At 59.4% G+C, this 23,043-nt stretch carries 19 protein-coding genes and 1 pseudogene; 16 read left to right on the top strand and 4 right to left on the bottom strand.

Translation table 11 applies throughout. The features are described from left to right. Nucleotides 1-23 precede the first annotated feature (23 nt). Nucleotides 24-831 (bottom strand): annotated as a pseudogene (locus ALO64_RS18385) (MOSC domain-containing protein). A 102-nt stretch (nucleotides 832-933) separates the two neighbouring features. Further along, entirely contained in the window at nucleotides 934-1,860 is a 927-nt protein-coding gene (locus ALO64_RS18380) for a chemotaxis protein CheV (protein WP_044343387.1), read from the bottom strand. Between the two features lie 450 nt (nucleotides 1,861-2,310). On the opposite strand from ALO64_RS18380, the gene ALO64_RS18375 reads away from it, so the two are divergent. Both ALO64_RS18375 and ALO64_RS18370 read left to right on the top strand, forming a co-directional pair. Beyond that, nucleotides 2,311-2,742 (top strand): hypothetical protein, encoded by a 432-nt coding sequence (locus tag ALO64_RS18375; protein WP_002554116.1) that lies wholly within the window; start codon nucleotides 2,311-2,313, stop codon nucleotides 2,740-2,742. 157 nt (nucleotides 2,743-2,899) lie between these two features. Beyond that, the gene (locus tag ALO64_RS18370; RefSeq protein WP_044320779.1) at nucleotides 2,900-3,562 is read left to right on the top strand and encodes a response regulator; all 663 of its coding nucleotides are present in this window, start codon (nucleotides 2,900-2,902) and stop codon (nucleotides 3,560-3,562) included. Here ALO64_RS18370 and yegS read toward each other — a convergent pair. Beyond that, nucleotides 3,546-4,463 (bottom strand): lipid kinase YegS, encoded by a 918-nt coding sequence (yegS, locus tag ALO64_RS18365; protein ID WP_002554118.1) that lies wholly within the window; start codon nucleotides 4,461-4,463, stop codon nucleotides 3,546-3,548. The genes ALO64_RS18370 and yegS overlap by 17 nt on opposite strands. Nucleotides 4,464-4,985: 522 nt before the next feature. Here yegS and ALO64_RS18360 point away from each other — a divergent pair. The 11 genes from ALO64_RS18360 (at nucleotide 4,986) to ALO64_RS18310 (ending at nucleotide 19,267) form a co-directional block, all read left to right on the top strand. Then, nucleotides 4,986-6,422: an undecaprenyl-phosphate glucose phosphotransferase gene (locus tag ALO64_RS18360; protein ID WP_044343388.1), complete on the top strand. Its 1,437-nt coding sequence runs from the start codon at nucleotides 4,986-4,988 to the stop codon at nucleotides 6,420-6,422. Then, nucleotides 6,422-7,879, top strand: coding sequence for a mannose-1-phosphate guanylyltransferase/mannose-6-phosphate isomerase (locus ALO64_RS18355; protein ID WP_044320780.1), 1,458 nt, complete (start codon nucleotides 6,422-6,424; stop codon nucleotides 7,877-7,879). The genes ALO64_RS18360 and ALO64_RS18355 overlap by 1 nt, the downstream gene beginning before the upstream one ends. A 131-nt stretch (nucleotides 7,880-8,010) precedes the next feature. Next, a complete protein-coding gene (locus tag ALO64_RS18350; protein ID WP_044343389.1) occupies nucleotides 8,011-8,790 on the top strand; it encodes a polysaccharide biosynthesis/export family protein in 780 nt (259 codons plus the stop codon). Nucleotides 8,791-8,807: 17 nt separating this feature from the next. Beyond that, complete coding sequence (locus ALO64_RS18345) at nucleotides 8,808-10,799, top strand: GumC family protein (protein ID WP_044343390.1); 1,992 nt, start codon at nucleotides 8,808-8,810, stop codon at nucleotides 10,797-10,799. After that, nucleotides 10,799-11,977 (top strand): glycosyltransferase, encoded by a 1,179-nt coding sequence (locus tag ALO64_RS18340; RefSeq protein WP_044343391.1) that lies wholly within the window; start codon nucleotides 10,799-10,801, stop codon nucleotides 11,975-11,977. The genes ALO64_RS18345 and ALO64_RS18340 overlap by 1 nt, the downstream gene beginning before the upstream one ends. Nucleotide 11,978: 1 nt before the next feature. After that, nucleotides 11,979-13,292, top strand: a complete 1,314-nt coding sequence (locus ALO64_RS18335; protein ID WP_044343392.1) for a cellulase family glycosylhydrolase — start codon at nucleotides 11,979-11,981, stop codon at nucleotides 13,290-13,292. A gap of 2 nt (nucleotides 13,293-13,294) precedes the next feature. Further along, nucleotides 13,295-14,512, top strand: coding sequence for a glycosyltransferase family 4 protein (locus ALO64_RS18330; protein WP_044343393.1), 1,218 nt, complete (start codon nucleotides 13,295-13,297; stop codon nucleotides 14,510-14,512). After that, complete coding sequence (locus ALO64_RS18325; RefSeq protein WP_005732640.1) at nucleotides 14,503-15,603, top strand: glycosyltransferase family 4 protein; 1,101 nt, start codon at nucleotides 14,503-14,505, stop codon at nucleotides 15,601-15,603. The genes ALO64_RS18330 and ALO64_RS18325 overlap by 10 nt, the downstream gene beginning before the upstream one ends. Further along, nucleotides 15,603-17,018: an O-antigen ligase family protein gene (locus tag ALO64_RS18320; protein WP_031594878.1), complete on the top strand. Its 1,416-nt coding sequence runs from the start codon at nucleotides 15,603-15,605 to the stop codon at nucleotides 17,016-17,018. The genes ALO64_RS18325 and ALO64_RS18320 overlap by 1 nt, the downstream gene beginning before the upstream one ends. Beyond that, complete coding sequence (locus ALO64_RS18315; RefSeq protein ID WP_005732638.1) at nucleotides 17,015-17,836, top strand: acyltransferase; 822 nt, start codon at nucleotides 17,015-17,017, stop codon at nucleotides 17,834-17,836. The genes ALO64_RS18320 and ALO64_RS18315 overlap by 4 nt, the downstream gene beginning before the upstream one ends. A gap of 15 nt (nucleotides 17,837-17,851) precedes the next feature. Further along, nucleotides 17,852-19,267, top strand: coding sequence for a lipid II flippase MurJ (locus ALO64_RS18310; protein ID WP_002554129.1), 1,416 nt, complete (start codon nucleotides 17,852-17,854; stop codon nucleotides 19,265-19,267). Here ALO64_RS18310 and ALO64_RS18305 read toward each other — a convergent pair. Then, nucleotides 19,201-20,154 carry a LysR family transcriptional regulator gene (locus ALO64_RS18305; RefSeq protein ID WP_010206659.1) on the bottom strand — a complete coding sequence of 318 codons (954 nt, stop codon included), beginning with the start codon at nucleotides 20,152-20,154 and terminating at the stop codon, nucleotides 19,201-19,203. The two genes, ALO64_RS18310 and ALO64_RS18305, sit on opposite strands and share 67 nt — an antisense overlap. Nucleotides 20,155-20,283: 129 nt before the next feature. On the opposite strand from ALO64_RS18305, the gene ALO64_RS18300 reads away from it, so the two are divergent. From ALO64_RS18300 to ALO64_RS18290, 3 genes are all read left to right on the top strand, one after another. Further along, the gene (locus ALO64_RS18300) at nucleotides 20,284-21,444 is read left to right on the top strand and encodes a TDT family transporter (protein WP_005732636.1); all 1,161 of its coding nucleotides are present in this window, start codon (nucleotides 20,284-20,286) and stop codon (nucleotides 21,442-21,444) included. A gap of 65 nt (nucleotides 21,445-21,509) precedes the next feature. Further along, the gene (locus ALO64_RS18295) at nucleotides 21,510-22,433 is read left to right on the top strand and encodes a hypothetical protein (protein WP_044343394.1); all 924 of its coding nucleotides are present in this window, start codon (nucleotides 21,510-21,512) and stop codon (nucleotides 22,431-22,433) included. An 82-nt stretch (nucleotides 22,434-22,515) separates the two neighbouring features. Continuing rightward, the gene (locus ALO64_RS18290; RefSeq protein ID WP_044320800.1) at nucleotides 22,516-22,842 is read left to right on the top strand and encodes a DUF7693 family protein; all 327 of its coding nucleotides are present in this window, start codon (nucleotides 22,516-22,518) and stop codon (nucleotides 22,840-22,842) included. The last annotated feature ends 201 nt before the right edge of the window (nucleotides 22,843-23,043 follow it).

Genomic DNA, 23,043 nt, shown 5'->3' with positions numbered 1-23,043 from the left:
GCACTCCTGCCGCCACGCAACGCCTATTCCAGAACTTCGACCGGCATACCCACTTCAAGCTCGCCCAGCCCCTCGTTGACCACGTTCTGGCCAAACAGCACGTTACCCTCCACTTCCCGATAGGTCTTGAGCGTGGCGAAGGGTTCGCGATCCGGGCTGCGCTCGCCGGTAGCGGGGTCGATAGTGGTGAGAATGCAGCGCGCGCAAGGCTTGAGCAGCTGGAATTCGATGTCGCCGATACGGATGCGCTTCCAGCCATCCTCGGCAAAGGCCTCGGCCCCTTCAACCACCAGATTGGGTCTGAAGCAGCATTTCCAATGGCCTGCCCAGGCGGGTCGACAGGTCATCGAGCGAGCCCTGACCAATCAGCAGCAACGGGAAGCCATCGGCAAAACTCACCCGATCGTTAATCGTCTGATAGCCCCCGGGCAGCCAGCGCGCACGCTCTGCCGGCAGATAAACCATGCGGGTGGGCTTGCCAATAAACCGGCTGACCCATTCGGCTGCCACATCGCCAGCGTCCGGCACCTGCAACGAATCACGCCAGACTGTCACACCGCGCAGGTTTGACTCGATGTCCAGCGGAACCGCGACGTCCAGAGGCTCGAAACCGGGTGCCGAAAGGGTTACACCGCCGCGGGCATTCCACAACACCGTCAGTTGGGACATGTGCGACAGGGCGCGCTGAGTGAAGAACCGACCGTTGCTTTCGTCGACCAGCATCCAGCGTCGGTCCCCCGCCAACCCCAACTGGTCGAACGACGCGCGTTGCAGCGTCTCCGCCTTGCAGGATTTGAGAGGGAAACGATAGAGAGAGCTGAGACGCAACATGAGAGCCGGTTCCTTTGATGGCGGGATAAGCTTTGACGAAGACATCGAAGCTTATCCGAAGCCGGAGCGGCAGGCATCCGCGATCAACAATCGCGCGAGGTATCAGCCAATCATCAAAAGACGTTCGCGCACTACTTCGACCAGCTTGTCGGGCTGGAATTTGGAGAGGAAGTTGTCGCAACCGACCTTCTTGACCATCGATTCGTTGAAGCTGCCGGACAACGAGGTGTGCAGAACGATGTACAGACTGCGCAAACGCGGATCGTTGCGAAACTCGGTGGTCAGGCGATAACCGTCCATTTCCGGCATTTCGGCATCGGTGAATACCATCAGCAGCTTTTCATGGACGTTCTCGCCCGCGTCCGCCCAACCCTTGAGCATGTTCAACGCCTTGAGACCATCACTGGCCACGTGCAGCTTGAGGCCCAATTGAGACAGCGTGTCGCGCAACTGCGCCAGTGCCACCTTGGAGTCATCGACCAGCAACACCTCACGACCACGGGCATTTTCCAGTACCGGGTCTTCGAGCTTCTCGCGGGACACCTTGGCGTTGTACGGCACGATCTCGGCAAGTACTTTTTCGACGTCGATGATTTCTACCAGTTGGTCATCGACCTTGCTGATCGCCGTCAGGTAATGCTGACGACCGGCGCTGGCCGGCGGCGGCATGATCGCGTCCCAGTTCATGTTGACGATGCGATCCACACCACCTACCAGGAAGGCCTGAACCGAGCGATTGTACTCGGTGACGATGATCGTGCTGCCAGGCCCCGGCACCAGCGGCCCCATACCAATGGCCTGGGAAAGGTCGATCACCGCCAGGGTCTGGCCACGCAGGTTGACAACGCCACAGACGAACGAGTGACGTTGCGGCATAAGGGTCAGCTTGGGTAGCTGCAATACTTCCTGGACCTTGAACACGTTGATCGCAAACAATTGCCGACCGGCAAGGCGAAACATGAGGATTTCCAGGCGATTCTCGCCCACCAGTTGTGTGCGCTGATCTACTGTGTCGAGAATGCCTGCCATTATTAGCTCCTGAAGCAATGGTCACGATGAGTCTGTTGAGCCTGTATCGGCTGAAACCAGCCGGACCTTAATGGCGATGAAAGGCCATTCTCAGTATTGATGTCACTTTACCATCATGATTTACTGGTGTCGCTTTCCTGCCAGACAAATACGACGATGAGCGCGTTCTGGAAAAGTCTGAACATACCCAGTCGCTCAAGGTAAAAATCAAAGAAGCACAAAAAGTCAATCGGGGATAACCTGATATGATCGACATCTAATTGCCACTATTGTGACGCCATTCTCAATACAAGAATGGCGTCAGGTTCGTGTCCGCTTTTCAAACCTTGTAATCAAGCGGCGCTGGCAACATTCAGAAATGCCCTACATACTTTTGTTTGAAATCGACATTAACTGTCAGCCATTCGCCGCGGGCGGAAGTTCGCTATCCATGATCAGTGGAGACAAAGGATGCTGAGCAACAACGATTGGCAGCATAAGCACGACCAGTTCCTGAGCACCTCTCAGGCACTTCTGTACAAGTCGGAAGAATGTCTTTCGCACCTGGAGTTGATCCCCAACGACGAGGACGCCACCGGCTGCCTTCTGACCACCCTGCGCACGCTGGCCCAGGAGGCGGAAGCCGCGCCTGTGCCTTGTATTGCCGAGTTTTCACGTCAGCTGTGTCAATTATTGAAAAGCGGCGACCAGGCCAATGAACTCTCACAGGAAACCCTGCTGACCGTCAAAAACTGCCTGATGCTGATGTCCTGGCAGGTCGAGCTTCTCGATCCGCAAACGGGTGAGTTGACGATGGACAACAACGAACAGCTGGAGCTGTTGGAAAAGCTGGCCAGCGCTTCCTCGCAATCGGCAGCGGTGAAGGATGCAACCCAACGATAACGCTCGACTGTCGAGCATCACACACGCAATGTCATTGAAGTGATGTTGTCACGTCAGGGTTTTCCGTCCTATTGTCTTCACTGCTTTCAAATCGTCTTAAAGGTTGACCAGGGACTGAAAGCACGCCTCGGCGGTCCCATTTACACAAGAAGCCACAATGACCTGCAATCTGTTACTGGTCGACGACCACTCCCTGATCAGAGCCGGTGTGCGAGCGCTGGTTGCAGAAATGCCGGGCTACGCCATTATCGGTGAAACGGCGGACGGCGCGCAGTTGTCGAGCCTGGCGCAGCGACTCAAACCCGACATCATCCTGCTCGATATCTGGATGAAGAGCGTCGACGGCCTTGAGGCGCTTGAACAACTATTTAAAGTACAGCCACATTGCAAGGTCTTGATCCTGTCAATGCACACCGATCCGGACATGATCATGCGTGCGCTCGACATCGGGGCTCGCGGCTATCTGCTCAAGGACACCACCGCGACCGAACTGGAACAGGCACTGGAAGCGCTGCGCAACAACGAACGCTACCTGAGCCCGGCCATCGCTCATACCGTTATCGAGCGCGCCCTGCGCGGAACACGCTCGGACAGGGCCCAGGCGGCCAAGGAGCGGTATCACCTGACCGCTCGCCAGCTGGAAATCCTGCGTCTGATCGTGCGCGGCAAGTCCACACGTGAGATTGCCGTCGGCCTGGGACTGAGCATCAAGACCATCGAGACCCACCGCTCCCAGGTCATGAAGCGGCTACAGATATTCGACGTCGCCGGGCTGGTACTGTTTTGCGTTCGCGAGCGGATTATCAGTCTGGACGATTGAGCATCGGTGCACGGCTCAGCACCGGAGAATCCGCCGGCAAATGCACCTGAAGCGCGCCCGGCCGAGCTTCGAAGCGCAAGTCCTCGCCAGACAACGGCTCACCATCGAGGTTGATGTCCAGCCCCTGAGCCGACTTGAGTTCTACCCAAGGCAAACGCGCGCGAATGAACATGTTGTCGATGCCCAGCCCGCCTTCCAGCAGACTCCTCAGCGTGCCGACCACTTCCTGAGGCGCGGGCAGGATACTGATGTCGAGCAGACCGTCATCGGCCAGTGCGGTCGGGCACAGCTCGTGTCCACCGCCTGCCTGCCGGCCATTGCCGATACCCAGCGCCAGCAGGTCTCCACGCCAGTGGAAATCCGGCCCGGTGAGTTCGCCGTGGGCAGCATGCAATTCGCTGAACCTTGTCAGGCCGGTAAACAGATAGGCCGCGCCGCCCAATACCTTTTTCAGGTCTTCGGATGTGTTGGCCGTTACCTGACTGCCAAAGCCGCCGGTAGCCATGTTGAGGAACAGTTTGCCGCCGACTTCACCCAGATCGACGGCACGCGGTGCTACGTCCATCAGTTGCAGAGCCTTGGAGACCTCAAGAGGCACCCCGGCTGCGCGGGCAAAATCGTTGGCAGTGCCCAGCGGCAAAATAGTCAGGCTGGCTTGTGTTTCGGCCAGCGCCAGGGCCTCGGCGATATCTCGCAAGGTACCGTCACCACCGCCCGCCACGATATGCCGATGCCCGGCGGCCAGCGCTTCGCCAACCAGGCGCTGGGCATCGCCAGCTTCCCAGGTGAGCCTCACGTCCAGCTCCCAGCCCTGCTTGCGCTTGTCTGCAACGGCATCACGTACGTCTTCGTTGAGCGCCTGTTTACCGTGAAGAATGAGCATTGCCCTGCGTTGTGTCATGACACCTCCTCTGACGAACCCTACGAATTGTAGCCTGCGAACGACGCTCTTTCTGTAATCAGCGCCCGCATACATTTCGCACGACGCATGACTGTGACCCCGCACATGTCAAAAAGGCCCACCCGTCACAGAAATTTTTTTCACGTCATCAAGAACAGATCAACCCCCGCCAATACTGGGCAAAACCCGGAAGCAGAAGCTCTGGAGCAACGATTGCATCAGAGTTGGCACACCTTTGTACTGACGCTATTTGTTTCATGAGCTTTACTGACAGCAGGCCCCTCACTTGAGGGAAGTTTCATCTACAAATGGTTGAAAAGTCTTAAATAAAATTCGGAACAGGACGACATATATAAAGTGATATTCACAAAAGACAGTCCGGATTCGTCATGACCTCGACACGTAACTGGCTACGCTTGGACACTATCTGTGAACAGATGCCTATTTGAAGCTGCAAACGCGTCATTGCAAATCGCCTGGGATCAGCAGGATCCAGACGCATACAGGGAGTAAGGGAGTTCTATGAGGTTGCAGCCGGTCGACAGTCTTTCGCTCACCCGCACCAGTCTGGTCGAATACTTTCTTTTCGGTATTCGCCTGGCGCATGGCATTGCCTGCATTCTGCCCGGCCTTGCAATCATGCTGCTTATCAAGCATGACGGCCCGGAAACACAGCAGGGTTATCTGACCATGCTGCTGTTTTTCGGCTTTGTCGGCGTGTTGGTGTTTCAGGGCATGGGCGTCTATTCCGAAGCGTTGTTCAGCAACGATCTGCGCATGGGCGCGCTGGCAGTTGCCTGGACCGCAGCCTTCGGGCTATTGCTGTTCATGCAACAGGCAATGGGGCTGTTCGGCTATCTCTCTCCCGAAGAATCGCTGATCTGGTACCTGACCAGCCTGGCGCTGTTCGGCATCATTCGCCTGCTGCTGTTGATGCTGTTCAAGCGGCAGATGCGCAAGGGTGTATTCCTGCAACACGCTGTGATTCTGGGCGCGACGGAAAATGGCCTGCGCCTGGCCGAGTACCTGCTTGAGCATCAGGACATCCGTTCGGGTGTCACCGGCTTTATCGACGACCGGATCGGTCGCATGCCCAAGACCGTAGCCAACCTGCCTCTGCTGGGCAATACCAGCGACCTGGAACGGCTGATTCGCGAAGAGAAAGTGACCCAGGTGCTGGTCGCCCTGCCCTGGACGGCGGAAAACCGCATGGATTACATCATTCGCGAACTGCGCAGGCTACCGGTCAACGTGTTGCTGGTGCCGGACATGATTGCCTTCCGGCATACCCACAACCGCATTACCGAAGTGGCCCGGCTGCCGATGTTCAATGCGTCGGATCTGCCGCTCAGTGGCTGGTCTCCATTCATCAAGCGCGCCGAAGATATCGTTCTGTCGTCGCTCGCTTTGCTGGTGTTGTCACCGGTAATGCTGCTGGTTGCGCTGGCGATCAAGCTCGACTCCCCAGGCCCGGTGTTTTTCCGCCAGAAGCGCTACGGTTACAACAATCGCCTGATCGAAGTATTCAAGTTCCGCTCCATGCATCAGCACCAGGCCGATGCAACGGCCGAGCGCCAGACCACCCGTGGCGATGCCAGAATCACACGGGTCGGGCGCTTCATTCGCAAGACCAGCCTGGATGAACTGCCACAGCTGTTCAACGTAGCGGCAGGCAGCATGTCAATGGTCGGGCCACGCCCACATGCGACGGCCACCAAGGCTGCAGGGATTTTGTTCGAGCAGGCGGTGAAAGAATACACGTCGCGGCATCGCGTCAAACCGGGGATCACCGGGCTGGCGCAGATTAACGGCTATCGTGGTGAAACCGACACCGTGGAAAAAATCGAAAAACGCGTCGAGTTCGATCTCGAGTACATCGAAAACTGGTCTGTCTGGTTCGACCTGTACATCCTTATGCGCACTGTGCCTGCAGTGCTATTCACTCGCGAGGCTTACTGATGAGCACGCTTATTCCCTGCATCATCGCCGGTGGCTCCGGCACCCGTCTGTGGCCGGTCTCGCGAGAAGCCATGCCCAAGCCGTTCATGCGCCTTCCCGACGGCCAGAGCCTGCTGCAGAAGACCTTCCTGCGGGCGGTCGGTCTGCCCGGAGTCGACCGCCTGCTGACGGTTACCAACCGGGAAGTGTACTTCCGCACGGTGGACGACTATCGCCAGTTGAACAAAGGCAATGCGCGTCTGGATTTCATCCTCGAGCCCTTCGGGCGTAATACCGCAGCGGCGGTCGCTGCCGCTGCGCTGCATGTCAGCCAGCTGTATGGCGATGACGCGCAGTTGCTGGTTTTGCCTGCTGATCACCTGATTACCAATGTCGAGGAATTCTCCAGAGCAGTGACGGCCGCGCAGAAGCTGGCCACTGGGGGTTGGATGGTGACGTTCGGCATCGTGCCGACCGCAGCGGAAACCGGTTTTGGCTATATCGAAAAAGGCCCGGCACTTGACGCCGATGCCTGTCAGGTCGCCCGTTTTGTCGAAAAACCCGATGCAGTCACCGCCCAGGGCTATGTGGACGGTGGTCTGCATTTCTGGAATGCCGGGATGTTCTGCATGCGTGCCGATGCCGTGCTTCAAGAGCTGCGTACTCACGCGCCTGACGTGCTGAATGCGGTCAGCAGTTGCCTGGCATCGAGCCCGCGCAAGGAAGGCAATCGTGAACTGCAAGTCGAGCTGGACAGCGAATCGTTTGCCCTGACCCCGGACATTTCCATCGACTACGCGCTGATGGAGCGATCCGAAAAGGTCGCCGTAGTGCCCTGCCAACTCGGCTGGAGTGACATCGGTTCCTGGCAGGCCGTGCGTGAGCTGTCTCCCGTCGACGCTCAAGGCAATTACTGCAATGGCGAAGCCGTGCTGCATGACGTCAGCAATTGCTACATCGACTCACCCAAACGTCTGGTGGGCGCTATCGGCCTCGACAACCTGATCATCATCGACACCCCCGACGCCTTGCTGATCGCAGACGGACGCCGCAGTCAGGACGTCAAGGTCATCGCTCAGGAGCTCAAGAGCCAGGGCCATGATGCCTACCGTCTGCACCGCACCGTCACGCGTCCGTGGGGCACCTACACGGTGCTCGAAGAAGGCAAGCGTTTCAAGATAAAGCGCATTGTGGTTCGCCCGCAGGCATCACTCTCATTGCAGATGCACCATCACCGCAGCGAGCACTGGATCGTGGTCAGCGGCATGGCCACCGTCACCAACGGCGAGCGTGAATTCATGCTTGATACCAACGAGTCGACGTTCATCAAACCGGGGTTCACGCACCGGCTGGTCAATCCGGGCGTCATCGACCTGGTGATGATCGAGGTGCAGAGCGGTGAGTACCTGGGCGAAGACGATATCGTGCGTTTCACCGATATTTACGGACGTGTTCCCGACAAGACTGTGAAGAGCTGATCCACGAGCGGCAAACGCCGCTTGATTCACTCGGTTTTCAATTGATAGCAACCGGAACAGGCAGTACCCGCCAACATGAATTTATTACCCGCAAGGGAGCCGTATTTGTGCTCGACAGGAGTTCAGGACCAATGAAAAGCATGATGCTGATCGCAAGCTTATTGCTGTTGAGTGCATGTAACACCCCGTCCAGGGTGGGCTTACCGGATGACCGTGCGCAAATTGAAGCCGGTCAGGCAGCAGGTCGCGCACTGGCGGGCAAACCGCTGCCGTCGGAAAGAATCCGCCCTGGCGATACCCTGCGAATCGTGCGCAACAGCGGCGAGGCACCGTCGATTTCGGCGTTTACCGCCAACTCCATCTATGAGCTGACCCTGTTTCAGGTGCTCAACGACGGCACCTTTTCCTACCCTTACATCGGCACTGTCAAGGCTGCGGGCCTGACACTCCAGCAGTTGAATGACCTGCTGGAAAGCAAGCTGCAGAATGTCTACCGCGAGACTGCACTGACCATCAACATTTCCCAGTCACCGGGCAATACCGTATTTGTCGGCGGTGCCGTGCGCAACTCGGTGACATTGCCGGTCAATGTCGCCACCAATCTCGATCAGGCGATTGTCGGCGCGGGCGGTGTAGCGCTGGATGCCGATGCCGGCCAGGTCGCGCTGCTGCGTCAGGAAGAAAACGGGCTCTACAAGACCTACTTCTTTGATTACAGCAAGTTTCTCTGGGCGGGTGGTGCGGGTGGCCCTACAGCGCCGGTACTGCTGAAACGTGGCGATATCGTGTTCGTTCCCAAATCATCGGTCGGCAACAAGGTTGACGGCGTATCCCTGTATTTCAACCAGCTGATCCCCTTCGCGAAGTCGATCGGACTGGGCATGAACTACGAGCTGCGCAACAACAATTAATTGTCAGGGAAACAGACATGATCAACATCCGCTCATTCCGCGACCTGCTGCGCCTGCTGTTCATTTTCAAGCGCGAAGTCAGGATCACCGTGGTGGCGACCTTCGTCATCATCCTTCTGGGCGCGTTTCTGCTCCCCAACCGCTACGAGTCCACAGCTTTGCTGCTGGTCAAGCCCGGTCGTGACAGCAGCACTGTGCCTATCGAGCTGTCCGACCGTCAGGCTATCGTTATACCGAGCGGCCTGCGTGATCCGCTGCTCGACGAAGAGCGCATGCTCAGCGGGCGACCGATCATGCGTGCCGTGTCCGAAAAATACCTCGCCGAGCTGTCTATGGTGCCGCCTGAAACCGGCGTTCTGGCGTCGGTGAAAAACGGCCTCAAGGCAGTCGTCGGGGCAGTCGTCAACGGCGTACGCAACGTTCTGCAATTTATCGGTCTGGTGGAGCATCGCTCGCAGGCCGAACGCCTGGCCGAGGATCTGGAGAAAAACTTCAAGGTCAGCCACGAACCGGGCTCGTCGGTGATGGAGCTGAGATTTACCTGGAACGACCCGGACATCGCCCAGACCGTGCTCAGGACCTGGATCACCGAGTACCAGTTGCAACGCACAAAGACACTGGGCCGGGTCAGCCTGTACGCGTTCTATGAATCGGAAGTGAAAACGACCGGCGCGAACATCATCGAGTACAAGAAGCAAATCCAGAATTACCTGAACCAGTTGAGCGCAGTGAGCATTTCCCAGCGCCTGGCGGATACCTCGCAGGGGCTCAACGATCTGCGTACCGAGCGCAACAACACAACCCGTTCCATTGCGTCTACCAAGGCCGGCCTGGACCTGCTGAAAAAGCAGTTGGCAGAGCAACCCAAGACAGTCTCGGCAGGTCGCGAACTGGCGTTGAACCCCAATCGCCAGGACTTGCAGAACCGCATCAATGGCAAGGAAGTGGAGCGTCAGGAAATGCTCCGCTCGTTCAAGGAAGAGGCGCCGCCAATCCGGGCGATCAATGAGGAGGTCAACAACCTCAAGAAGCTGCTCAAGGAACAGGGAGCCACCGTCCAGCGCTCTGAAAGCATCACTCCCAACCCCATCTACAACCGCATGCAGAACGTGTACGCCGATCAGAAGACCAGCTACGCGCGCCTGCAAACCCAGCTCGTTCAGCAAAATGCGCAGATCGCGCAGCTGGAAAGCGACCGCCAGCAGGCACTGAATCTGGAGCCGGAGCTTTCGCGCCTGCAGAACGAACTGGATGCGGCCGAGAAAAGCTATGCGCTGTACAAGGACAGCCTGGAAAAATCGCGTATTGACCGTGAGCTGGACAACAGCCAGATCAGCAATATCGCGACCATCGAAGACGCCACCTTCAACCCCAGCCGGGTGTTCCCGAAAAGCCTGCTGATGCTGTTTCTGGCATTCCCGCTGAGTATTGTGGTCGGTGCCGTGGCGCTGTACTTCTTCTACCTGCTGGACCAGCGCATCCACGACGGCGACAAGATCGAGAGCAGCTTCGGCGTTCCAGTCTGGACCAGCCTCCCCGACCTGGAACGTGCTCAGGAGCGCAGTGCAGCCTTCACCTCCAATTTGCACCGGGTATACGGCATTTTGCCGCTCGATCAGGTAGATGAGCGCGGCCTGACCATCGGCTTCACGTCGGTCAAGTCCGGCGCAGGCGTGTCGTTCGTGATCGAGCGGCTGAGTACATTACTGATCGAACAGGGTCATCGGGTCCGCACCGAAGGCCGCGGCCCGGCCAGTCCTGGCGAAATCGTGTTGATCAACGCTTCGGCACTTTCCGCCAATCAGGATGCTTTTGTGCTGCTACGCAAGGCTGACCTGATCGTGTTGGTGGTGCGTGCCGAAGACACCACCGTGCCGATGCTGGAAGACACCTTGAATAACCTCAATACCGCATTCAAGAAAGTCGACGGCATCATTATCAACCGCCGTCGTTTCGAGGTACCGGAGCAGGTACTTAACTTCCTCAAACGGATCGGGAGCCGAGGCTGATGCGCATTGCCCTGCTTGCGCCGCTGCCACCCGAGCAGAACGGCATCGCCGATTATGCCGGTCACCTGCGGCATGCGCTCGAAAGCCTCGGCCTGCAGGTCAGTACACCGCTGCTGGGTGTCGGCAACGATCCACGTGCCGCAGAACAGCGCGTGGCCGAAACGGACTGGAGCGAAATCGATCTGGTCCATGCCGAACTGGGTGGCGGACGGCTGGCAGAGTTTCAGGCCCTGCGTGCCTTGCGTCGACGCTTCCCGAAGCTGCCGTTGACCGCGACAGTGCACGATCCCGAGCGGCTGGTGTGGCGGCGCGAAAAACTACCGTGGCCCTTATCGATCGCCAGCGGCATGCGCTCACCGCTGCCGGAAATGGCGACGGTGCTGGCCGACCCGCTGTGCCTGCGTGAAGAACGGCAATTGGCGCAGCACATGACCCGTCTGGTGACACTGACCCAGGCGGGCAGCCAGAGCCTGCGTCAGCGCATGGGGCTGAAAACCGCACAGATGGCGGTGATCAGTCACGGCAACGTCGCCATCGCTCCCGCCCCGCTACCACCTCTGAAGCCATTGCGCCTGCTGTATTTCGGCTTCATTTATCGCGGCAAGGGAATCGAAGACCTGCTTGATGCGCTGGCCAGCGTTTTCACCGCGCAGCCTGCGTTGAGGTCGACCGTACGCCTGACCCTGGCAGGCGGCAGCGAGCCGGAAATGGCCTTCGGCCCGTCCGGCAGCTACCTGGAGCAACTGCGCCTGCGTATCCGCCAACTGGGCCTTGTCGATCTGATCGACTGGCAACTGGACCTGCCTGCCGAGCAGATCCCGCAGGTAATCCAGGCCCATCACGTGATGGTCCTGCCTTATCGCGAATCGAGCAAACTGAAGCTTCTGGGCAAACTGCGCGGCACCAGCGGCGCGCTGTCATGGGCGGTGGCGTGTGGCAGGGGCGTGATTACTTCTGATGCACGCTCGTTTGCCGAAGAAGTCTCGCACGGCAACGGCATGATCTATCCGCAAGGCGATGTGGACGGACTGGCAAAGGCTCTGACGCAAGCTTGCGCGGATCCGGAGCTGGTCAAAAAATGGGCCGAAAACGCCTCGCACATGGGCAAGGCCAGAGTCTGGAGCCACACCGCAGAGCATTTTCGGGATGTATTCCGCCAGGCGTGCGAGGAGAAGTGACATGCAGCGTCCATCCAGATTCCGGCAAATCGTCGCGAGCGCACTGCTCAGCGCAGCAATGACTGGCGCGGCCCAGGCAGCAACGGTCCTCAAGGCACCTCTCGAGGTGGTCTGGGCGGACTTTCTGGGCGTCAACGTGCAGTTTCAGTATTTTGCGCCTGATATCTATCAACAACAGATGAGCCGCCTGGACGAACTGGGCCTCAACTGGGTGCGCCTGACCATTCACTGGCCGGTGATAGAGCCGCAAAAGGATCACTACGCACTGACCGAGCTGGATGCCGCCATGGCCGCAATCAAGGCGCACAGCTACAACACGGTGGCTTATCTGGTGGGCTCGGCACCTTTCGCCAGCAGCGCACCGGCCGGTGCGAAAAGCCGCGATCAGTATCCGCCCACGGATTTCAACGTATTTGCCGCACGCATGACCGCCCTGGCCCAGCGCTATCCACAGGTGAACAACTGGCAGGTCTGGAACGAGCCGAACATTGTCTGGCTGCCCAAGGAGGACCCGACCGCCTATGGACGCCTGCTGACCACCACTGCCAGCGCGATTCGCGCCGCCCTGCCGGACAAGACCATCGTCACTGCGGGCATGGCTTATTACAGTCAGATGCACAGTACCTCTGGCTACATGCTGCAGGCCCTGCTCGATAATGGCCTGAGCCAGCAGAACATCGTGGCGGCATACCATCCGTATTCCGAGTACCCCGAAGGCGATTCGCTACCGGACCGCGATTTTCTGGTGCGCGCCAATGCCATGAACCAGTTGCTGCACAACAATGGCGTCAAGCAGGTGTGGGCCACTGAATGGGGCTGGTCAAGCTATGCAGGCCCAGTGGAGATGCAACATCTGATTGGCACTTCAGGTCAGGCTGACTACACCCTGCGCCGTCTGGCACTGATGAGTGCGATGGATTTCCAGCGCATCTTCCTGTTCAATCTCAGTGATCTGGATGAGCGCGCCTCGGCCCGCGATCAGGGTTACGGCCTGCTTGACCTGCAAGCCAGCCCCAAACCGGTCTACACCGCACTGCAGAATTTTCTCAAGATCACCGGCCCGCGCCTGCAACCCGCCGAGCCGCCCGCAGTGAGCCGTGTACCGGGCGATCTTTACGCAGTGCCGTGGACCCGTGACGATGGCACTCATCTACTGATGTTCTGGAGTGCGACCGGCACCTCGCTGAATTTCCCGAACATCACCGACGCGGTCGTGCATGACCCGCTGAGCGGCAGCCGCACTCCATTGTCCGCAAGCCAGGGTGTCACTCTGCTGCTGAAGCCGACTCTGCAAATTCTGGAATGGAAGCCCTGAGTATGCGAATTCTATGGACGCTCCCTTACCTGCCCTGGCCTACCACCAGCGGCGGCAAAACCCGGGAATACCATTTGCTGCGCAATCTGGCAGCGCGCGGCCATCGCATCACCCTGCTGGTGCAGTCCAAGAACGCGCTGGACGATAGCGCTCATTCGGCACTGGAACCCTGGCTGGAGCGCTTGATCGTAATCGATCGACGCCCGCTGTTGAGCCTGCGCACACTGCTGGCCGTGGCGTTTGCACCTGCGCCGATGCTCGCCAGCGTCAACGGCTACGCCCCGAAACTGGAAAAAGTCTTCGAGCAATTGCTTGAAGAAGACTGGGACATCATCCAGTTGCAGCACACCTATTTCTTTCAGCCATTCGAACGCGTACTCAAGCGTTCAGGCAAACCGTTCGTGCTGACCGAACATAATGTTGAATCAGACCTTGGCGCCGCCAGTTACGACCGCCTGCCACGCTGGGCCAATGCCTTCGCCGTGTATGACCGCTGGCGCTACCGGCGTTGGGAAACCCGGGTATTTCGCCAGACCGGCGAGTTGATCGCGGTCACCGAAGACGACGCCAAGGTGCTGTCGCGCTTGAGCGGCAGGGCCACGTCTTATGTCGTCAACAGTGTCGACTGCGCTTACTACGCCAGCGTTCATGCGGACCGAAACAGCCATCGCCTGCTGTTCATCGGCAACTACGAATATGGCCCCAATATCGATGCCATCGAATGGGCGCTGGACGAAATCATGCCGCTGGTCTGGGCTCAGGCACCTGCTGTGCGCTTTGCCATCGGCGGCTTCGGGCTGCCTGAAGCCTGGCGTGAACGCTGGCCTGACCCGCGTATCGAATGGCTGGGTTTCGTACCTGACCTGCGCGTCTTGCAGGCCAGTGCCTCAATGTTCTTCGCGCCCCTGCGCCAGGGCGGCGGCTCCAAGCTCAAGACGCTGGAAGCCATGGCCGCCGGACTGCCGGTAGTCACCACCGCGCAAGGCGTTTCCGGGTTGTCGGTCACCAATGGCGAACATTACCTGGGCAGCGAAGACGCGTCCGGGCTGGCAACCCTGATCATTGAATACACCGATAAACCGTTACGGCTCGACCAGATTGGCGAAGCCGGCCGCGTTTATGTGCGTCCCCGGCACGACTGGTCCGTTTCGGCCGCCCAGCTGGAAGTGATCTACACCCGCTTTTCGCTCCCCAAGCAAGGATCGCGCTCATGCGTATAGGACTCGACTACCGCGCGGCAGCCGGTTACCCCATCAGCGGCATCGGTCGCCAGAATTTCGCGCTGGAACAGGCGTTTCGTGAACATCCGGACGTGCAATTGCAGCTGTTCGGCGTGGCACCCTACGATCACCCGGTACGCCGTTTGATGCACACTCCACGCTGGGCGGCACCACTGGACTCGGTGCATCGCCTGCCGGATCGCTTGCGCTTCGAAGGCATGTTCCTGCCGGGTGCCCTGCGTGATGCCGGGGTGCAGATCTACTTCGCCAACATCAACATGGGCCTGCCGCTGGGGCGCAAACCGGCTGACATGCGCTACGTATTACAGCTGCACGATCTGTTTCAGATCACTCAGCACAACAGTCACGGCTCACGACTGAAAGCCAGGATTTACCGGCTGACCGACTACCTTTCGATTGCCTGGTCGCTGAAAGTGGCCGACCAGATCTGGGTGCCGTCGCAATTCACTGCCAACGAAGTCGCGCGCCTGTTTCCCAGGGTCAAAGGCAAGCTGCGCGTGGTGCCGTTGCTGGTAGAAGGTTTCAAGGGTGAGCCGGCTGATATCAGCCAACTGCGAATGCCCCTGCGTTACTGGCTATGCGTGGGCACACGCGAACCGCGCAAGAACATCAAGTGGTTCGTGGATGCCTGGCAGACCGCACGCATGCAATTTGTCGACACCCCGGAACTGGTACTGGTCGGTGGCGACGATCCGCTGACCGAAGCCCAGCGCCAGTTACCGGGCCTGCACGTGCTCAGCGGCCTGAGCGATGCAGAACTGCACGCGGTCTACCAAAATGCCGAGCGACTCTGGCAGCCGTCCAGAAGCGAAGGCTTCGGGCTACCGGTGATCGAAGCACTGAACACAGGCACGCCGGTTGCCGTGGCCACAGGCTCTTCGCTGGATGAAATCGCTCCGCCCGACAGCCCGCGCTTTTCACCTGTCGACAGTGGCAACCTGATCAGACTGATGGGCACGTTGTCGCATGCGCCCGAAGAGGACCCCGCAGTTGCCAGGGAATGGACAGAACGCTACCAGTTGAAAGCCTTTTGCGAACGCGTGCACGCGACGCTGGAGGAATTGCGCTGATGCCACTGGCCTTACCCCTGGGGCTGATGTTCAGCCTGATATTCGGTGTGATGATCTGCATGCTGCCTGCACCGTTCGTCGTGGCGGCAGCAATCGGTCTGGCAGCGGCGGCCACGATCATTCGCCGCCCGGTCCGTGGGCTCGTGCTGTTCTGCCTGATCGGGACCTTCCTGCCCTACTCTACAATTCAGATTGGCGTTCGTACCACGGTGTCCGAAGCGCTGATCATGCTGACCTGGGCCAGCTACCTGCTGCATGCAGTCTTTCAGGAACGCAACACTGTGCCCAAAATGCTGAGCACCGAAAAATTGCTGGTGGCATTGATGCTGTTCAGTGCGTTCCCGTTTCTGGTCGGCCAGTTGACCGTCGTCGCCGACGGCAACGGCCCGATCAACTGGGTTCGCTGGCTGTTCAACCTGTCTACCCTGTTTCTGGTACCGCGCTTGCTGACTGACCTCAAGACCCTGGAAAAGGCGGTCATGGCGCTTCTCGGCGGGACTTTGCTGCTTTTGGTGCTGTCGATCTCGGTGTATGTGACCAAAGGCTCGGCAACTGCCATCATTCCGATCCTCGGCAGCCTGGGCTACAGCGGTGCAGACATCTTGAGCGAGAGCCTGCTTTCGCTTGCCAGCCGCATGGGCTCACCGTGGATGCACCCCAACGTGGCAGGCGGTGCTCTGGCCATGTTGCTGCCGCTGGCATTCTGCTTCGGTATGACGCGCACCGGCTCGGCGCGCAGGCTGGGCCTGACGGTGGCGGCACTGGGTGCCATCGGTCTGTTGCTGACCGGCTCACGCGGCGCGCTGCTGAGCCTGATCGCCGTGATGCTGTTGATGGCCCGGCGACGCATTCCGCATCTGGGGCGACTACTGATGGGCGGACTGGTCGCCGGTATTTTCCTGCTGGCGTTCTACCCGCCGCTGCAGGACCGACTGATGGGGTTGTTCACCTCCGACGACGCCAGTACCGCGATTCGCTTCCTGGAATACAGTCATTTTCCCGACGCAGTCGCCACCTTCCCGTTCGGCATCGGCTTCAAGGTCGACCCGCCGGTACTGGGCTATACAAAATTCGGTATTTCCAACCTGTGGCTGAACTTCATCTACAAGATCGGCCTGCCGGGCATGTTGCTGTTCATCGCCGTGACCATCAGTTGGTGGAAAGAAGTTCGCCCAGGCAGCGACCGGGTAGTGCTGACTCGGGAAAACGCCATTGCGCTGGGCTGCACCACGGGCGTGCTGTCTGCTTTGTTCAGCGGCCTGTTTGACCACTACTTCAGTTTCACCAGCGTGCTGGTTGCCTTGTTCTGGCTATTTGTCGGCATCAGCCTGCACGAAACCAGACGCCTGCGCGCCAAGGCCGAAACGACTCCTCAACACCCTGACGCCTCACACGAGCCGGGAGCCTCCTCATGAAACACCGCATGATGCATTCTCATAATCTCAGAGAGGCACTGCCCGACTACGCGCGCAAGATGGCGGTGCCGCTCGAAGAGCTGGAAGCCGCCTACCAGTGGATGCTGGACAACGAAGTGTGCTTTGAAACACGTATCAAGGATCGCACCCTGTCGTTCATCTGCTACCTGAATATCGAACCAAGAATCGAAAACCCGCTGGCGCGGCGCTTCTACAAGCTGCTGTCCAGCGAAACCCTGGGTGCGCTGATTCCTTTGTACGGAATCAACTGGCCGACCCTGCGTGACCGCATGTTGCGGACCTGGGAACAGGCTTACAACATCCTGATCTGCAAGATCCCCAGCCATACCCTGCGCCTGCTGTGGTTGCGCATCGGTGGAGCGAAAATCGGCAAGGGTTCGACTGTGTGGCGCAATACCGAGGTGCTGGGCGTCGACAGCCTGCGCATCGGCAACGACACCACCGTGGGCTGGCACTGCCAGCTTGACGCCCGTGGCGGGCTGGTGATTGGCGATCACGTCACCATCGCTTCACACGTGCTGATTATTGCGGGTGGACACGACCTCGCCGAGCCCGAATTCTGGGCGGTCGGCGGGCCGGTGTTCATCGGCGACTACGCATGGATCTGCAGCCGCGCGCTGCTCTCGTTCGGTGCAGACATCGGTGAAGGCGCGGTAGTGGGCGGCAACAGTGTGGTGTCCAAACCTGTCGCGCCGTATGCGATCGTCAGCGGGCCGAATGCCGAGGTCAAGGGTGAGCGCGCCCGCGGCCTCAACTACAAGGTGGGCGGCAAAGGCCTGTTCACCCTGTTTCACTGATCGGCAGGGCGCACGATGCTGGGCTCGACACTTTGGCTGACACTGGCCACCCTCACCGGTCTGGCAGCCGGTTTTGCCCGTGAATGGCTGTTGGTAGCAGCCTGGGGTGCCGGCAGTCAGAGCGATGCCTTTCTGGTCTCGATGTTTTTGCCCGAAGCGCTGCGTATGTCACTGGCCGCGGGGTTGCTCAGCGCTGCCGCCCTGCCCCTTTATCAGCAACGTCCGGCTGACCGGCAACAACGCTGGCTGGGCGGCATGGCACCGCGTTTGTTATTGACCGGGGTGGCATTGAGCGCAGTGCTGGCGATCGGTGCCGGGTTTCTGGTGCGTCTTATCGGTCCGGGGCTGGACGCCGACGGCTATGCACAGGCAGCCAGCGGCCTGCGCTGGCTGGCCTGGTGCGCACCCGGCTTCATGCTTCACGCGCTGTTCTGCGTACCTTTGCAGGCCCGTTCGCGCTTCGTACTGGCCGGGCTCGGCTCGCTGCTGTTCAACCTGCCACCCGTTATCTACCTCGCCACGTTCAGCCACGCCGCAACATCGACCGGGTTGGCCAGCGCGTGCGTACTGGGCAGCGTGCTTATGCCGGGCGTGTTGTTGCCTGCCCTGTATCGTTCGGGATGGCGACCCTGGCAGTGGCAATCAGAAGCCGGTGCCGTGCGCGAACTGCTGCAACGCATTGGTCCACTGCTGAGCAGCAACCTGGCCAGCCAGGGCCTTGCCTTGCTTGAGCGAATGGTCGCGTCGTTGCTCGGTGAAGGCGCGGTAACCTGGGTCAATCTGGCGCGCAAACTGATCAACCTGCCGCTCATTGCATTGATGAGCCTGAACCAGGTACTGCTCGGGTTGATGAGCGGCAGCGCGGGCGAGCAGCGTTTGTCGCTACTCAGACGCGGGCTGGGCAGCGCCACATTACTGACCCTGCCGGCCGTAGCCGGGCTGATCGGTGCGGCCGGTGCGCTGGTGACCCTGTTGCTGCCCAATCAGAGCCATGAGGGTCCGTTGCCTGAGCTGCTGGCCTGGTTTGCCGTGCCGCTGATGTTTGGTGCCTGGAACGCCTTGCTGGCGCGCTACGCCTACGCCGCCGGTGACACTCGCCTGCCGCTCAACTGCGAGTTGATCGGCAGTCTGTGTAACGCGCTGCTGCTGGCGACGCTGCCCTTTGCCTTCGGCCTGACCGGTATCGCCATCGCGGCGCTGGGCGGCGCGCTGGTCACAGGCGTGCTGCTGATGCGCCGTCAGGCGTTGCTCGGTGTTTTGCCGTGGCGCAGTCACTGGCTGCTGGCCAGCCTGCTGATGATCTTCGCCGCCCTGCTCCTGCACCCGCTTCACGACACCTGGCTGCAATTGGGCCTGAGCTGTGTTTACGGCGCTTTGCTGCTGCTCGGGCTGACGTTGTGGCTCAAACCATGGCGCAACGTGCCTGCCTGATCGGCAGACTGCCGACAGGCCTCCCTGAACAGCTCCAGGCTCGGTGAGACGAACTTGTCGCGGTGAGTGATCATGAAGAACCGACGATTGAGCGGCGGCAGCGGGCTGGCGAGTGTGCGCAACTGCCCGCTCACCAGCAGATCGGCGACGATACGCCGGGACAGACAACTGATGCCAATGCCTTGAGCAAGGGTGCGCATTATCGCTTCAGAACTGCCTATCTGGCGCATGTCCTGCAGATCGTGCAAATGCCTGAGCAACAAGTGCTCGACCTCCTCCCGGGTCCCCGAACCCTGCTCACGCAACAGCCATTCAGCGTTTTGCAGCTCCCCCAGTGAAACCTGCTGTTGCCGCGCCAACGGATGAGCGCTGCCGGCAACAATGACCATTTCATCGACCAGCCATGGCTCAGCGATCAGCTCTGGCAGATGGCACGGTGCCTCGATGAGGCCCATATCGATTTCAAACTGCGCGACCTTGCGAGCAATCAGTGTGCTGTTGCCGATGTCCACATCGACTCGCAGCAGAGGCGTCGAACTGCGCAGTGCGCCGACTATCTGCGGCACGACGTAATTGCCAATGGTGCTGCTACTGCCGATTCGCAGGCGAGCATTCAAGGTCGCGCCCGGCAATAGAAAGCTGTCTTCGATCTGCTGGGCGTTTTCCAGCATCTTCATGGCACGTGGCAGCAGTGTCTGGCCGTTATCGTTGAGGACCAGCCGCTTGCCCACCCGATCGAACAGCCGGGTGCCCAGCGCACTTTCCAACTCGTTCAATGCCGCGCTGGTAGCCGACTGGGACAAAGACAAGGCATGACCCGCGCTGGTGGTACTGCCACAGCGGGTGATTGCGCAAAAAATCTGTAGTTGACGCAGGTTGAGTCTCAAGACTGAACTCCGTAGCCGGGTAAATCTACCTGAAAATCAGGTAACAAGAAGATAGATTACCCGTTTAGAAGATTGTCTGTGACTACGTAGACTGAAAACCTGTTTCCCATTCAGCAGCAGGATACGGTCATGAGCAGGTTCGCTATTATCAACAAGGTCAACGCGCCTCTTGCAGCGCTGACGAGCCCGCTGGAGGCCGTTCGACAATTCACCCCCAACTGGTTCGCAGTGACTATGGGCACCGGAATTTTGTCACTGGCGCTGGCGCAACTGCCGGGGGACATTGCTGCATTGCGCACGCTGGGTGAAGCGTTATGGCTCCTGAACATAGGCCTGTTCGCCCTCTTCAGCGTCATGTATGCCAGCCGCTGGCTGCTGTTTTTCGACGAGGCGCGTCAGGTGTTCGGGCACTCCACCGTATCGATGTTCTTCGGCACCATTCCCATGGGGCTGGCGACTGTCATCAGCGGCCTGCTGGTGTATGGTCCGGCGCGCTGGGGCACTGCCATCGTGCCGCTGGCCGAAGCATTGTGGTGGCTGGATGTAGCAATGGCCCTGGCGTGTGGCGTGCTGATTCCGTTCATGATGTTTACCCGTCAGGAACACAGTATCGAGAAGATGACCGCTGTCTGGCTGTTGCCAGTGGTGGCAGCAGAAGTTGCAGCAGCCTGCGGCGGACTGCTGACCCCGCACCTCGCAGCCGCTGATTCGCAGTTCACCGTGCTGATCACCAGCTACGTGTTGTGGGCCTACTCGGTACCGGTGGCATTGAGCATTCTGGTGATTCTGCTGTTGCGTCTGGCATTGCACAAACTGCCTCATGAAAGCATGGCGGCGTCGAGCTGGCTGGCACTTGGTCCTATCGGCACAGGCGCATTGGGCATGCTGGTGATGGGCAACGAGGCCCCGGTCATCTTTGCCGCCCACGGCCTGGCGTCGCTCGGCACGGTGGTGGCTGGCATCGGTGTGATGGTCGGTACGCTGTTCTGGGGGCTGGGGCTGTGGTGGTTGGCGCTGGCTGTATTGATCACGGCGCGTTACTTCAAGCAGGGTATCGAATTCAATCTGGGCTGGTGGGCATTTACCTTCCCGCTCGGCGTGTATGCGCTGGCGACGCTCAAACTCGGCGCTACCCTGCACCTGAGCTTTTTCGACGTGTTTGGTACCGGGCTCGGCGCGCTGCTGGCACTGATGTGGTCGGTGGTGTCGGCACGTACTCTGGCAGGCGCCTACCGGGGACATCTGTTCGTCTCGCCCTGCATCGCTTCGAGCCAATGTGTCCGCCGGTAATTTCCCTTGAACTTACCTCGCGGACGAAGCGCCTGAGAGAAACATCTTCAGGACAAAGAGCACTCATGCATATCTCAGAATTTTCCGGTAACTACGGCGCTCGCGATGAAAGCATCGTTATCAATTCGTATACCACGGTGTTGCGCAGGAACGGCGTTCCCCATGACTTGTTCGCCACCTATTGGCGCGATGTTCACGGCCCTCTGTGCGCGAGGCTTGAGGGCCTTGGCTGGTATGTGCAGCATCACTTGACGCGTGAAAAGGATGGTCATTTGTGGCCGCTGATCGAAGGCGTCACGCCACTGCCGGGCTACGTGCTGGATGGCGGTGTGGAGATCGGCTTTCTATCCGCCGAAAGTCAGCAACAATTCAAGGACGCCAGCGCTCTGCTGTTCTCCGACGAGCAGAACATGTTTGAGCAAACCATTGCTTACGACGTGCCGGATGGCTCCAGCACACTGGTGGATCGCCTGCCCGATCCGATTCCCAACGAAACGGCGACGATTGACAAAATGCACCTGCATTTCCATCTCGCCAGCGATGACCTGCCCGCCGCCCGCAAGGCCATTGAAAAGCTCGCGAATGAAATGGCCGGTGCCGATGCCGATGCCGATGCCGTACTCAAACTGCGCCTGCACCTCGCGCAATCCTACGACAACGCGCAGCCGGCACCGCCTGCGCCCGACGTTGATCACAAGGTCGAGGCGTCACGCCTGAACATCATCATGATGGAACTGGTGTTCGAATCGGCCTGGGCCCGTCGAACCTATTACGCCAGCGAGCACTTCAAGGCCATCACTCAAGGTATCAGCGAGCACGTGCGTTACATCACGCCGTTTGGCGTCAGCGGTGTCTATACCTACGTGCGCGACGCGGTCATGACCACCGCAGGCATACGTGGCAGCAGACAGGCCGAGCTGATCCGCCAGCTGGGTGCGATCAATCAGACCCGGCCCGAGATCGAGCGCCTGTTTAGCGCGGCGCCCTGAAGGGCTTTTGAGCTGGCAGTTATCTCATCCTGCACGCTTCGAAATCGTGCTTTACTCAAAAAAATGGAATCGGGTGACGCCTGTGAAAGCTCTGACGACTCGTGAGGTGTATCAGCAACTGCGGGATGCTGCGATGGGCACACGGTCGTTGAGGCTTATCGGCACAACCTCCGGCTCCGGGCTGCAAAAGGTCGATATCGACGGCTGGCTGCTGACGCTGGAAATAACCGATGGCAGCCCGACGCGCTGTCGGGCGTGCTGCTGTCCGCAAGGCCGGGAGGGCTCGTTCGAAAGCTGGCTGCGCACCGACCCGGTCAGTTTGCTCAGTGGCTGGGAGCATGCGCAGATCGAGCGGTTGTTGGGTGAGGCGGCCGATCAGGTCCGGGGGCAGTCACCTGAGTCTCAATGATAGTTCCTGCAACGCATCCGTTATTAATGGTTGAGTACCGCAGGTTCGAAAACGGGCGTCGGGCATGCCTATGCGCACTTGAGTCACGACAGTTTGGCAGAGGTACCCCTCGTTCCTCACGCACCGCTTGGGAATGCAGTTCGTGACGCTCTGCGTCATACGGCGGTTCTGTTATTTCAGGTGGATTGAGGTTCGGCTCAG

Origin of the sequence: Pseudomonas meliae (assembly GCF_001400515.1) — a bacterium.
GTDB lineage: Bacteria > Pseudomonadota > Gammaproteobacteria > Pseudomonadales > Pseudomonadaceae > Aquipseudomonas > Aquipseudomonas amygdali.
This window is presented reverse-complemented; position numbering and strand designations above follow the sequence as displayed.

Coding starts and splice junctions, on each gene's coding strand:
- ALO64_RS18375 (WP_002554116.1), top strand. CDS start 2,311: ATGCTGAGCAACAACGATTGGCAGCATAAGCACGACCAGTTCCTGAGC.
- ALO64_RS18380 (WP_044343387.1), bottom strand. CDS start 1,860: ATGGCAGGCATTCTCGACACAGTAGATCAGCGCACACAACTGGTGGGC.
- ALO64_RS18295 (WP_044343394.1), top strand. CDS start 21,510: ATGCATATCTCAGAATTTTCCGGTAACTACGGCGCTCGCGATGAAAGC.
- ALO64_RS18300 (WP_005732636.1), top strand. CDS start 20,284: ATGAGCAGGTTCGCTATTATCAACAAGGTCAACGCGCCTCTTGCAGCG.
- ALO64_RS18315 (WP_005732638.1), top strand. CDS start 17,015: ATGAAACACCGCATGATGCATTCTCATAATCTCAGAGAGGCACTGCCC.
- ALO64_RS18325 (WP_005732640.1), top strand. CDS start 14,503: ATGCGTATAGGACTCGACTACCGCGCGGCAGCCGGTTACCCCATCAGC.
- ALO64_RS18320 (WP_031594878.1), top strand. CDS start 15,603: ATGCCACTGGCCTTACCCCTGGGGCTGATGTTCAGCCTGATATTCGGT.
- ALO64_RS18335 (WP_044343392.1), top strand. CDS start 11,979: ATGCAGCGTCCATCCAGATTCCGGCAAATCGTCGCGAGCGCACTGCTC.
- ALO64_RS18340 (WP_044343391.1), top strand. CDS start 10,799: ATGCGCATTGCCCTGCTTGCGCCGCTGCCACCCGAGCAGAACGGCATC.
- ALO64_RS18370 (WP_044320779.1), top strand. CDS start 2,900: ATGACCTGCAATCTGTTACTGGTCGACGACCACTCCCTGATCAGAGCC.
- ALO64_RS18330 (WP_044343393.1), top strand. CDS start 13,295: ATGCGAATTCTATGGACGCTCCCTTACCTGCCCTGGCCTACCACCAGC.
- ALO64_RS18360 (WP_044343388.1), top strand. CDS start 4,986: ATGAGGTTGCAGCCGGTCGACAGTCTTTCGCTCACCCGCACCAGTCTG.
- ALO64_RS18350 (WP_044343389.1), top strand. CDS start 8,011: ATGAAAAGCATGATGCTGATCGCAAGCTTATTGCTGTTGAGTGCATGT.
- ALO64_RS18345 (WP_044343390.1), top strand. CDS start 8,808: ATGATCAACATCCGCTCATTCCGCGACCTGCTGCGCCTGCTGTTCATT.
- yegS (WP_002554118.1), bottom strand. CDS start 4,463: ATGACACAACGCAGGGCAATGCTCATTCTTCACGGTAAACAGGCGCTC.
- ALO64_RS18310 (WP_002554129.1), top strand. CDS start 17,852: ATGCTGGGCTCGACACTTTGGCTGACACTGGCCACCCTCACCGGTCTG.
- ALO64_RS18355 (WP_044320780.1), top strand. CDS start 6,422: ATGAGCACGCTTATTCCCTGCATCATCGCCGGTGGCTCCGGCACCCGT.